The sequence below is a fragment of the Nostoc sp. genome (assembly GCF_036917415.1).
In the GTDB taxonomy this organism is placed as follows: Bacteria; Cyanobacteriota; Cyanobacteriia; order Cyanobacteriales; family Nostocaceae; genus Nostoc.
On record NZ_JBALDJ010000106.1, the window covers coordinates 22,754 to 34,583 of the forward strand.

The following is an 11,830-nucleotide window of genomic DNA, read 5'->3' on the forward strand; positions in this document are numbered from 1 at the left end:
AAATAAATTTAAATAAAGTAAAAAGATTTATTATAAAGAATTCAGAACTCACGAGTCAGTATGAATTCTGTACGACTGGGTAGTGAATATTGGTTTAAAATCGTACTTCGTCTAGCTACACGCTTTCGCCAATATACATTCCGTTTAATTGCACCCACCGTTCCAAAAGAAACTATAGACCACCAAAGATTAAACCAATAGTGATGATAACGGCTAAAAAAAGACTAAGTGTTTCGTTTTTCTGAAACATTTATGTAGCTGTTAGCACCAGAAGTTTTTTAAAGTAAGAAAGATAATAATTTATAAATAAGTCGAAATACAGCGGTTAGTGAAATAGCTACTAAGCCTGCTCCAACTGCTAAAATCACCACTGACGGAAGGTCTTGACCTCCCCGTAAAAAGGGGACAAAAAAAATAATTGCAAAAGTAATTGTGGGAATAATTAATAAATCGAACTTTTCAATCCACCGCCTGGTTTGGGCAAAAATTAGTACACCTAAAATTACAGATGCAACACTGAAAGTAACTATTGGTGATTTTACTAGACTTAACAGGGCGATCGCGATCAATGCACCCTCAAATCCACTAAATGCCGCCCCACCCAATAATTCCAATGTCGAAAACGCTGGCTGAGTTGGAGGACGACGGGGAACAACAGGACTAGAACCTTGAGGTGGTTGTGGCGGGAGGGTTGCAGAGGGCGAATTAAATTGTGTCGGGGCTTGAGCCGCCTGTGAGTTAAGTGCACGTAGAACCTCTTGGGCTGACTGGAAGCGCTGATTAGCCGCAGGTAGCAGCATCTTGTCTAAAATGTCAGCAAGCCGAGGGTTGATACTTACTTGGGTTCGCCATTTCCACTGGTTATTATAGACATCAAATAGTTGAATTGCTTCCTGATTTGTTAGCAAGGTAATAATAGTTACAGCTAAAGCGTATAAATCTGTAGATGGAAATACTTGCCCTCCAGCCATTTGCTCAGGCGGTGCAAATCCCATAGAATAAATCCCTGTGGAAGAAGCCGCAGAACCGGGTGCAGCATTTGTTACTTGCTTTACTGCGCCAAAATCTAGTAAGAAAAGTTTACCATCACGACGACGCATGATGTTAGAAGGTTTGATGTCTCTGTGGATAATGCCTCTGTCATGGACAAACTCTAGTACCTTTAGAATTTCTTGGAGCACCTCTAACACTTGCTGTTCAGAAAATTTGCCTTGTTGAACTAATTTTTCCTCTAGGTTTTTCCCATCAATATATTCTTGCACCAAGTAAAAAAATTGGTCTTGCTCACCTGGTTGCAAGCTATTAACTATCACTGGAAAGAAGGCAAATAAGTCAGGAATTTGTTCGTGATCGTTACCAAGCTGTGCTAAAACTTCTGCCTCTCGCTCAAACATTAACTGCGCTTGTTGCAGTTGAGTTAAGGTTAAATTTCCCGATGGTTGAAACTGCTTAACCACGCATTGACGCATTCCTGGTATTCGGCGATCGCGTGCCAAAAATGCGGCTCCAAATCCGCCCCTTCCCAGCAGTTTCGTTGGCACGTATCGACCATCTAGCATCAATGGCATACCACAGGTAGTGCAATATTTTTGCTGGGTTGTTTTCAGTGTCGTAACATCATCTAAATCGGCAAAATAGTTTTGTGGGCGTGGACAACGTGGACGAGTGCAGTAAACTTCCATTTTCGTGATTAGTCAAAATAATTCGCAATTGATAATACTCGCCTTCTCTACGAGATGCTACGCGAATGGCAAGAAGCAAGCTACGTAATTCGTAATTAGTTCTGGTTACAGAGTAACTAAATTTGTTAATGAGGAACAGAAACTTTTTTCCTGATGTCAAACCCTTGGCTTGCCTACAGCACCCTGCACGAACACAATGGGTTAATAATTACGAATTAAGTTAGCGACAGAGGAGCGTCATTACGAATTATTTGGTCATTTACAAAAAACAAAGTCCAAATGACAAGGGACTAATAACCTGATTTTAGTCTTCGCCAGATGAGGTGGGTGTTGCTACCTCCAATGTAGTTAACACTAGACTTTTTTGTGTTAATTTTAACACATCTTGATTCCATCCTGGGTTAGCAAAGTGGGGCAAAATTTCTTGACTAAAGGCTTCTGCGGCCTTGGATCTATAGCGATTGGGATTACAAATCAGCCACAGGGTCCGTTTGACGACAACGCCTTCAATGGGGGTACGGTGCAGAACGCCCATTTGTAACTCTTTAGCGATCGCACTAGTTGAAACAAAGGCAGCCCCTAGACCAGATTGCACAGCATTTTTAATCGCTTCAATGGAATTCAATTCCATTTCAACTTTAAAACGTCTGGTATCGATTTCACAGCGGGCTAGCACTTGGTCAATTACTTTGCGGATAGTCGATTGGGAATCTAGGGCAATGAATTGTAATTTATATAAATCCTCTTTCTGGATTTTTTCAAGTTTGGTAAAAGGATGAAAGACAGGTAAAATCAGCGCTAGTTCATCCTCAGCGTAAGGAATCACTTCTAAAGATTCTGACAGTTCACCAGGGATTTCACCGCCGATAATCGCCAAATCGACTTGTCCGTTAGCGACACTCCAAGCAGTCCGCCTGGTAGAGTGGACGTGTAATTGCACTGCCACATCTGGATATTTTTGTCGGAACATACCGATCATTCTGGGCAAAAGATAAGTGCCGGTGGTTTGAGAAGCACCGACAATTAAAGTACCACCTTGGAGATTTTGTAAATCCTCGATCGCACGGCAGGTTTCCTGACAGAGACTGAGGATTTTTTCACCGTAGTTTAAGAGTAGATGCCCAGCTTCGGTTAATTGGGCGCGTCGTCCTCCACGATCGAATAAGGGGACATCGAGTTGCCGTTCGAGATTTTGGACTTGCAAACTGACGGCAGGCTGGGAGACGTAAAGACTATCAGCGGCACGCTTGAAGCTTCCTTCTTGGGCGATCGCTTTCAGGATACGTAACTGATCTAAAGTGAAAGGAAGGTCAGACATAAGGCTCAACCCACAAACTTTGAAAGGAGCAGATGCACGTAATAAATCCGGTTTGGCAGCAATCAGCCGGACATGATTTGTTGCATATTAAACTTGAAGGATTGACTCGAAAAAGACAGTAGCACAACATCTTGACTAAAGTCCCCTTTTGAATACTTTGTGGTATTGGTTGTACTGAATTCAGTTTTCTTTAAATTATTTCATCTGTGTATATGCTGCTGATTTCTTGGTTGACACCCAGTCATTTTGTCATACTAGGGTTACAAATAGTTTTTGCGATCGCTCACAGTGGAGGCGCTGCTTTACGCCCTTGGGCAGAAAAATACATTGGCCCAAGGTTTTATCGCATTCTCTTTGCATTAGTCAGCCTACCGTTGGCTGTGATATTAATTATTTACTTTTTTGGGCACCGCTATGATGGTTTGCAAATTTGGCAGGTACAAGGGGTGCCAGGAGTCCGAGAATTTGTTTGGCTGCTATCAGCAATCTCGTTTTTGTTTTTATATCCTGCTACCTTCAATCTACTAGAAATTGCTGCTATTCAAAAGCCCCAAGTTCATCTCTACGAAACAGGAATTATTCGGATTACCCGTCATCCCCAGATGGTAGGACAAGTAATTTGGTGTGTTGCCCATACTCTCTGGCTGGGTACTACCTTTACCCTTGTGACTTCTATTGGATTGATATTGCATCACTTGTTTGGGGTTTGGCATGGGGATCGCCGTTTGAGCGATCGTTATGGGGAAGCCTTTGAAATTGCCAAACAGCGAACCTCAATCATTCCCTTTAAAGCAATTATTGACGGGCGTCAATCTCTCAAATGGCAGGAATTTCTCCGGCCTGCCTATTTGGGAGTTACCATTTTTATAGCTTTGCTTTGGTGGTCGCACCCTCTGTTAATGGAAGCAACTAGTAGGATAGGATGGTAACTTTAGACGATCCCCAGTGTCAGCAGAAAATCCGCAAGAGATGGAAATTTCAGCTTATCAATTGCTCCAAATCAATGTAGGATAAATTCAAACATATATCAGTGGAGGGTGCGTTCAGTCAGCTTGAGATTTTATATTGGTAGTCGTTGGTCAGTTGCCTTTCCTTGAAAAAAAGTGGCGGATTCAGTCAAATCCCCAGGCAGCCACGGCAATCAGGAGTTTAACATTCAAAAAAGCCAACGCGACTTCTAAGGTGGCTTTTCTGTCAGAGACACATTAACGCGCTCAATTTTTGCTAATTATTCTGTGTCCTGACTGACATTTCTGTCCTGAAAGCATCTATCGGCAGTTGCTGACTTGCTAATCCTCCACCGAAGCAGTGCTGAGTCCTGAGTCCTGAGTAAAAGCAAGCAACTTAGTATTCATTGCTTGGTAATTAGTCCCAATCCCCGCTTTACTCTCAAAGCAAAATAAACGAGTTCTTCATTACAATCCGCTAACTTTAGTTATGGACTTCTATTCAGCACTCAGAACTCGGAACTCAGCACTACTCAATTCAGTACTGATAGCTAGTTTGATATAAAAACCTTATAATCCAAGAGGCGTCATGGTGTTGTCGGTTAGTGAGCGGACATTTACTGAAGAAGTTTTAGAATCTCCTATTCCTGTTTTAGTTAACTTTGAAGCACCTTGGTGTGGCTTGTGTCGAGTTATTCACCCATTGTTGTTGCAATTTCAAGCCCAGTGTGGGGATGAAATTAAATTAGTCGGGGTTAACGCCGATCAAAATTTTAAATTGTCTACTACCTATAGGCTAAAATCACTACCCACTTTACTATTGATTGAAAATGGCACTATTCGCCATCGCTTGGAATGCTTTCGCGGCAGAGAAGATTTACGTTTAGCTTTAGAAGAGATTAAAGCCAGCTACAGCAATTACCCCAAAATCTACAAAAGTTCAAAAACATTGGACTTAGAGTGCCGATCAGCTTGATGGATATTGAGCATGGAGCATTACGCATAGGACAAATGACTAATGACAAATGACCATTGACTAGTTACCAAATCTAAAACCATGCTTAACACCCCACCCAACTCAGTCTTGGGTGGGTTATTTTATCCTAAAGGGTGTATGTCACAATTATTAACAGTTTCGACACGCTAATCAAGAATTCTAAAAGTAGGCGTCAGTGATGGAAGTAATCTATCAGTATGCCTGGCTGATTCCGGTGTTCCCTCTTCTTGGGGCAATGCTGGTCGGTCTAGGGTTAATCTCGTTGAATCAGGTGACAAACCGCCTCCGTCAGCTTAATGCTGGGGTGATTATCTCCATGATGGGAGCAGCTATGGGGCTGTCGCTTGCCTTGCTATGGAGTCAAATTCAAGGACACGCGCCTTATATCCGCACCTTTGAGTGGGCGGCGGCAGGTAATTTTCACCTGAGCATGGGCTACACTATTGACCACCTGACAGCCCTAATGCTGGTGATTGTCACAACGGTAGCGTTGTTAGTCATGGTTTATACCGATGGCTACATGGCTCACGATCCCGGTTACGTGAGGTTTTACGCCTATCTCAGTTTGTTTGGCTCTTCAATGTTAGGTCTGGTGGTCAGCCCCAACCTAGTACAGATTTATATATTCTGGGAACTGGTCGGGATGTGTTCTTACTTGCTGGTCGGCTTTTGGTTCGATCGCAAGTCAGCAGCAGATGCCGCTCAAAAAGCGTTTGTGACCAACCGCGTGGGCGACTTTGGTCTATTACTCGGCATTTTAGGGCTGTTCTGGGCAACGGGAAGCTTTGATTTTAATATCATGGGCGATCGCCTTGCCCAACTTGTCGAATCAGGTTCTATCAGCAATTTTCTCGCTGTCCTGTTGGCGATTTTAGTTTTCTTAGGGCCAGTGGCGAAATCAGCCCAATTCCCCCTCCACGTCTGGCTACCAGATGCGATGGAAGGCCCCACCCCCATTTCTGCCTTGATTCACGCAGCAACGATGGTGGCGGCGGGTGTTTTCCTGATTGCCCGGATGTACCCAGTATTTGAAGACGTTCCAGCAGCAATGAATGTCATTGCCTTTACTGGGGCGTTTACGGCGTTTTTGGGGGCAACCATTGCCATTACCCAAAATGACATCAAAAAGGGCTTGGCTTACTCCACCATTTCCCAACTTGGTTACATGGTGATGGCAATGGGAATAGGTTCCTACAGTGCTGGACTATTCCACCTGATGACCCACGCCTATTTCAAGGCGATGCTGTTCTTGGGTTCAGGTTCAGTAATTCACGGTATGGAAGGTGTCGTTGGACACGACCCCGCCTTAGCGCAAGATATGCGCTTGATGGGTGGACTGCGGAAGTATATGCCTGTTACAGCAACTACCTTTTTGATTGGTTGCTTGGCAATTTCTGGTATTCCACCCTTTGCTGGTTTCTGGTCAAAAGATGAAATTTTGGGGAAGGCTTTTGAGGCTAACCCATTTCTCTGGTTTATCGGCTGGCTAACTGCCGGAATTACGGCTTTTTATATGTTTAGAATGTATTTCTCGACATTTGAAGGCAAATTCCGGGGTAATGACGAGAAAATCAAGGAAAAACTCAAGAAAGCTGCGGCGACAATTGTCCTGGAATTAGAGTCAGAAGAACCAGTCCCGAATTTTGGGCCTGGGGCGATGAAGAAAGGAGAATTGGCGGCAACTAGTCAGCATCATGACTCCCATGACTCCCACGGGCATCACAGCGACTCCCCCCACGAATCGCCGTGGACGATGACCCTGCCGTTGGCACTGTTAGCTGTGCCTTCGATTTTGATTGGTTTGGTGGGAACTCCCTACGCCAATTATTTTGAAGAGTTTATCTTTCCTCCTAGCGAAACTCTCTCCGAAGTTATAGAAAAGGCTACCGAGTTCAATCCGACGGAATTCTACATCATGGCGGGTGCCTCAGTCGGAATTTCTTTGATTGCGATTACCCTGGCTTCGCTGATGTATTTGCGCCGTAAAATTGACCCGGCTGCGATCGCTGCTAAAATCGAACCACTTTACGAGTTATCCCTCAACAAGTGGTACTTTGATGACATTTACCATCGGGTTTTTGTCCTCGGCTTGCGTCGCGTAGCCAGACAAGTTATGGAAGTTGACTTCCGCGTTGTAGATGGTGCTGTTAACCTCACAGGCTTTTTCACCCTTGTTAGCGGTGAAGGTCTGAAGTACCTAGAAAACGGTCGCGCTCAATTCTATGCCTTGATTGTGTTTGGGGCGGTTTTGGGTTTAGTGATTGTTTTTGGTGTTACCTGATTTTCATAGGGGTGGGCGACTGTCCGCCCCTAAGTTTTTTAAGAGTCTAAATTAGACTTTTTTTTTTGGCTGATAGTTTAGTAATTTAATATACACTCTCCTAGAGTACTCAAAAAGCTCCTAGTTCAGAAAAAGGTAGCGAATAGGCAAATGATTTTCTCGTCTGTCTCAGAGGTTATGTTAGACCGGAGACTTTGATTATATCGATATCAACGTCAAGAGCAAAACAGTACGATTTCGATTATAAAATCCACAAGCTTGCCCAATTCACTTGAACTGGTTTGCACTGTCGTTTTCATGTCACCAGTACTCAATATTTGTGCAACAGGCTTTCCCGTATTGCGCTGCCAAACTTCTCCCCACTGACCATCATTACAATCAGCGTCACCTGCATTGACAACCATTCGTAATTTCATTGTCAATTTATCTGAAGTAATAATATCAAAATCTACCCAGTAATACTGTCCAATATTATCGAAATACTTTGATGGATGCTCTCTATAAAGCCTAGTAGAATGTCTAGCATTTTCTCTATGATGATCGGGTATGTTTGGAGATTCTAAGTATTTTGCTGTACTACATTTTCCTAGAATTGAAACTGACCGAATTGAAAGGATCATTTCATCGAATGTATCTGTGCAAGTGTGTTCCTCTCTTAGTTTGGCGAGCGATTCTGCCTCTAGTGGATGTTTATTTTTAACAGGCGACAACTTATTAATGCAAGTAGGCCATTTAACTTGCCTATCTTCTTTACTATACAGAATCCACTTCTTCGTCATAGCAATTGCTTAAGCTCACTCCAAATCCATGCTACCTGAAAGTATGGAAGAAGAGCTAAAGATTCATTTACAAAGTGTAAAAATTTTAGAAAAAGCAGAATTAGCTGTTAATAATGGAGCAGAATTGGAGATTATTAAATATGCAGCTTAGTGTTCTTATTCTAGGCTTCGATATTGTCCTAAAGCTCTGAAACTGGGAAAGTTTCTCCTGCTGCTGCTTGTCGTACAGACTCTTGCAAATCGGCTAATATTTGTGCTTTTGTCTCTTGTTCATCAATCCAAGCTAAACCACTGGTGTTATCAGAATTTATGGAACTTACAAGCTGTTGCCAAAGTTCTACAGGGATAAGTATATCTGTTGTTTCTCCATTTACGTTGGTGACATAACGAATCTGACTTTCAATTTGTGCAATTATCATTATGGTTATTTCTCCTGTTAGGCTTTTTTCACCAACCACCAAACAGCGTCATGTATTTTTAGTGATGGGTTGGACTTTGCGATCGCACCACTATAATCCTAGTTTATCGGCTTTTTTAGAGTAAATTTTTGACTTGACTGGGAGTATCACAACGCACATTCCGCACCCTCAAATGTCAAAAAAGACTCCCAAGAGAAAACATAGGGGATTGCCAATTTAATTAAATCAACCTAACGAGGAAGACGAAATCCTCAAAAAGCTGTTACTTAATAACTAGTGACTTTTTGCCAAACATGATTTTGATAGCAGACGAATTGTGATGAATACAGCTAATTTTCCGTGGCTGACGACGATTATTCTGTTGCCGATAGCCGCCTCACTACTGATTCCCATCATCCCAGATAAAGAAGGCAAAACAGTGCGCTGGTACTCCCTCATCGTAGGGCTGATAGATTTTGCACTAATTGTTTATGCTTTTTATACTGGGTATGATTTCTCCAATCCAGATTTGCAGTTGGTCGAGAGTTACGCTTGGGTACCCCAACTAGATTTGAATTGGTCAGTAGGGGCAGATGGCTTATCCATGCCCCTAATTATTTTGACTGGATTCATTACCACGCTGGCGATTTTAGCAGCTTGGCCTGTTACCTTCAAGCCGAAGCTATTTTACTTCTTGATTTTGGCGATGTATGGCGGTCAGATTGCCGTGTTCGCTGTCCAGGATATGCTGTTATTTTTCCTGGTGTGGGAACTGGAACTAGTACCGATATACTTTCTGCTGTCGATTTGGGGAGGCAAAAGGCGGCAATATGCAGCGACCAAATTTATTTTATATACCGCCGGCGGTTCGCTGTTTATTTTGCTGTCTGCCCTGACAATGGGATTTTACGGCGATACGGTGACGTTTGATATGCGATCGCTCGCCTTAAAAGACTTCGCCCTCAATTTCCAACTTGCCGCCTATGCTGGCTTCCTGATTGCCTACGCCGTCAAGTTGCCGATTATTCCTTTGCACACCTGGCTACCTGATGCCCACGGTGAAGCTACAGCGCCCGTACATATGTTATTGGCAGGTATTCTTCTGAAAATGGGCGGTTACGCCTTAATTCGGATGAATGCCCAAATGCTCCCCGATGCCCACGCTTATTTTGCACCAGTGTTGGTGGTTTTGGGGGTAGTTAATATCATCTATGCTGCCTTAACATCCTTTGCCCAGCGCAACCTGAAGCGAAAAATTGCCTACTCCTCAATTTCCCACATGGGCTTTGTGATGATTGGTATTGCCTCCTTCACCGATTTGGGATTGAGTGGGGCAGTATTGCAAATGGTTTCCCACGGATTAATTGGGGCGAGTTTGTTCTTCCTGGTTGGCGCAACTTACGATCGCACACACACCCTGATGTTGGATGAAATGGGCGGTGTTGCGAAGAGAATGCCGAAAATTTTCGCCATGTTCACCACCTGTTCAATGGCTTCTTTGGCATTGCCAGGGATGAGCGGTTTTGTGGCAGAATTAATGGTATTTGTTGGCTTTGCTACTAGCGATGCTTATAGTTCTACCTTCAAAGTCATTGTGGTGTTCTTGATGGCAGTGGGAGTAATTTTAACTCCGATTTATTTGCTGTCGATGTTGCGAGAAATTTTCTACGGAGAAGAGAACAAGGAATTAGTTTCTCACCAAGCTTTGATAGATGCTGAACCCCGTGAAGTATTTATTATTGCCTGTTTGTTAATTCCAATTATTGGTATTGGTTTCTATCCGAAATTGCTGACTCAGATGTATGACGCCACAACTGTACAATTGACAGCAAGATTGCGTGATTCCGTGCCGACATTAGCACAGCAAAAAGACGATGCACTAAAGGTTTCTTTGAGTGCGCCCCAAATCGCTAATTAAGTTGCGATCGCTAGTTTAGTTTAAATATTGATTGCTTTGAGGGCAGGTTTTATACCTGCCTTTTTTGATGTACATTGCTTAGAGGCAATACTGCGTAGCTTTTACCTAAAAAATAAAAATGTGTAGGTTGGGTTTCGTTCCTCAACCCAACCTAATAGCTGGATAGAGTCACAACATTTGTAGTAGCTAGTTTGCAACTTTGCCAAATTGGAATCTCAACCCAAAATTCTGCAAGGATAGAACTATTTCACTTAGAAGTACTTGAATACTGAGAAGCAAGACACAAGGCGATGTCTACGACAGGCTACGCCTACGCTAAAAATGGTTTTTGATTTTTGCTATGCGATCGCACATCAATAGATTACGTACAATCTATCTAGAATCAGATTTGGCAAAACCACTCATGTTAAACTACAATCCACTGCATTGTTTGCCATCTTCCGAAGAACTACCCGACTCAGATGATACTGCTGTGGATAATGAACTCCAAAATTTAATTCCCGGCTTGCTAAAAACGATACTAGCTTTAGTTTGGTGCGATCGCTGGGATTGGTTTTTTGGTGTTGATATGGGTATTTATTATCACCCAGATAAACCAGCTATTGTTCCTGATGGGTTTCTCAGCTTAGGAGTTAAACGCTTCATTGATGAGGACTTACGCCTAAGTTATGTGCTGTGGGAAGAAAATAAACTGCCAATTTTAGCATTGGAAGTTGTTTCCCAAATATATCGAGAAGAATATAACATCAAGAAAGAATTTTATGCCAAAGATTTAGGACTTTTGTACTACGTTGTATATAGTCCCCTTCGGCGTAAAAAGTCGCCTTTGGAAGTGTATCGCTTAGTTGATGGGGAATATATCTTAATGTCAGGAAATCCTGTTTGGCTACCAGAAATTGGTTTAGGAATTGGGCGAGAACGGGGAATTTATCAAGGTATAGTGCGAGAGTGGCTGTACTGGTATGACGAAGAAGGGCAAAGATTGCTGACACCAGAAGAACGCATCAGGGAAGCGGAAGAACGCGCAGCTTTTGAAGAACAGCAACGTGTCGCAGCAGAACAACAGGTGAAAATGTTAATTGAAAGATTGAATGCGCTAGGTGTTGATCCAGAAACTTTGTCATAGATTCACCGAATTTTGTAATTTTTGCTGCCTTAATGTTAATTAGCTTCCTGAGCAGGGAATTATATCTATAAAGCAACTTATAACTTGACGGTACAAATCGTCATAACTGGTTGCTCAATAAATATATTTACCAAAACCTGCATCAAAAATATGGAAGTTAAATTAGGATTTGGAGCAGTCCCAAAACCTCAATATGTCTTTGTCAGTAAAGAATCCGATCATTGCTGGTATATGCTATCTGACGATACAAGACAAATCCCAATTTATGAGAGAGCCTTGACTGGGGTGATAACGGGACTTAAACAAAAATCAAGCCCAAATGTAGCCCAAACTGGCTTTATAAGCAGCAAATACGTGACGATTAAAAGTTAGCCAATCAAAAAA

General features: G+C 42.6%; 12 protein-coding genes. 8 read left to right on the forward strand and 4 right to left on the reverse strand.

What is annotated here, in order from left to right; genetic code table 11:
* The first annotated feature begins 60 nt into the window (after nucleotides 1-60).
* Nucleotides 61-201 carry a hypothetical protein gene (locus tag V7K41_RS22945; RefSeq protein WP_334851933.1) on the forward strand — a complete coding sequence of 47 codons (141 nt, stop codon included), beginning with the start codon at nucleotides 61-63 and terminating at the stop codon, nucleotides 199-201.
* Between the two features lie 77 nt (nucleotides 202-278).
* Here V7K41_RS22945 and V7K41_RS22950 read toward each other — a convergent pair whose 3' ends face one another.
* Together V7K41_RS22950 and V7K41_RS22955 are read right to left on the reverse strand one after the other, a co-directional pair.
* A complete protein-coding gene (locus V7K41_RS22950; RefSeq protein WP_334851935.1) occupies nucleotides 279-1,682 on the reverse strand; it encodes a serine/threonine-protein kinase in 1,404 nt (467 codons plus the stop codon).
* Nucleotides 1,683-1,986: 304 nt separating this feature from the next.
* On the reverse strand, nucleotides 1,987-3,000 hold the full coding sequence (locus tag V7K41_RS22955; RefSeq protein ID WP_334851937.1) for a LysR family transcriptional regulator: 1,014 nt from the start codon (nucleotides 2,998-3,000) through the stop codon (nucleotides 1,987-1,989).
* Nucleotides 3,001-3,212: 212 nt separating this feature from the next.
* On the opposite strand from V7K41_RS22955, the gene V7K41_RS22960 reads away from it, so the two are divergent.
* From V7K41_RS22960 to V7K41_RS22970, 3 genes are all read left to right on the forward strand, one after another.
* Complete coding sequence (locus V7K41_RS22960) at nucleotides 3,213-3,929, forward strand: NnrU family protein (protein WP_334851938.1); 717 nt, start codon at nucleotides 3,213-3,215, stop codon at nucleotides 3,927-3,929.
* Between the two features lie 607 nt (nucleotides 3,930-4,536).
* Nucleotides 4,537-4,923, forward strand: coding sequence for a thioredoxin family protein (locus V7K41_RS22965; protein ID WP_334851940.1), 387 nt, complete (start codon nucleotides 4,537-4,539; stop codon nucleotides 4,921-4,923).
* Nucleotides 4,924-5,122: 199 nt separating this feature from the next.
* Entirely contained in the window at nucleotides 5,123-7,225 is a 2,103-nt protein-coding gene (locus tag V7K41_RS22970; RefSeq protein WP_334851941.1) for an NAD(P)H-quinone oxidoreductase subunit 5, read from the forward strand.
* Nucleotides 7,226-7,440: 215 nt separating this feature from the next.
* Here V7K41_RS22970 and V7K41_RS22975 read toward each other — a convergent pair whose 3' ends face one another.
* A complete protein-coding gene (locus V7K41_RS22975) occupies nucleotides 7,441-8,004 on the reverse strand; it encodes a hypothetical protein (protein WP_334851943.1) in 564 nt (187 codons plus the stop codon).
* A 28-nt stretch (nucleotides 8,005-8,032) separates the two neighbouring features.
* Here V7K41_RS22975 and V7K41_RS22980 point away from each other — a divergent pair, with 28 nt between their 5' ends.
* On the forward strand, nucleotides 8,033-8,155 hold the full coding sequence (locus tag V7K41_RS22980) for a hypothetical protein (protein ID WP_334851944.1): 123 nt from the start codon (nucleotides 8,033-8,035) through the stop codon (nucleotides 8,153-8,155).
* 28 nt (nucleotides 8,156-8,183) lie between these two features.
* Here the strand turns inward: V7K41_RS22980 and V7K41_RS22985 are convergent, their stop codons facing one another.
* On the reverse strand, nucleotides 8,184-8,423 hold the full coding sequence (locus V7K41_RS22985; RefSeq protein WP_334851946.1) for a hypothetical protein: 240 nt from the start codon (nucleotides 8,421-8,423) through the stop codon (nucleotides 8,184-8,186).
* 1 nt (nucleotide 8,424) lies between these two features.
* Here V7K41_RS22985 and V7K41_RS22990 point away from each other — a divergent pair, with 1 nt between their 5' ends.
* The 3 genes from V7K41_RS22990 to V7K41_RS23000 all read left to right on the forward strand — a co-directional run bounded on the left by V7K41_RS22990 (nucleotide 8,425) and on the right by V7K41_RS23000 (nucleotide 11,446).
* The gene (locus tag V7K41_RS22990) at nucleotides 8,425-8,547 is read left to right on the forward strand and encodes a hypothetical protein (RefSeq protein ID WP_334851948.1); all 123 of its coding nucleotides are present in this window, start codon (nucleotides 8,425-8,427) and stop codon (nucleotides 8,545-8,547) included.
* Nucleotides 8,548-8,742: 195 nt separating this feature from the next.
* Nucleotides 8,743-10,320, forward strand: a complete 1,578-nt coding sequence (locus tag V7K41_RS22995) for an NAD(P)H-quinone oxidoreductase subunit 4 (protein ID WP_334851950.1) — start codon at nucleotides 8,743-8,745, stop codon at nucleotides 10,318-10,320.
* Nucleotides 10,321-10,723: 403 nt separating this feature from the next.
* On the forward strand, nucleotides 10,724-11,446 hold the full coding sequence (locus V7K41_RS23000) for a Uma2 family endonuclease (protein WP_334851952.1): 723 nt from the start codon (nucleotides 10,724-10,726) through the stop codon (nucleotides 11,444-11,446).
* Nucleotides 11,447-11,830 lie beyond the last annotated feature (384 nt).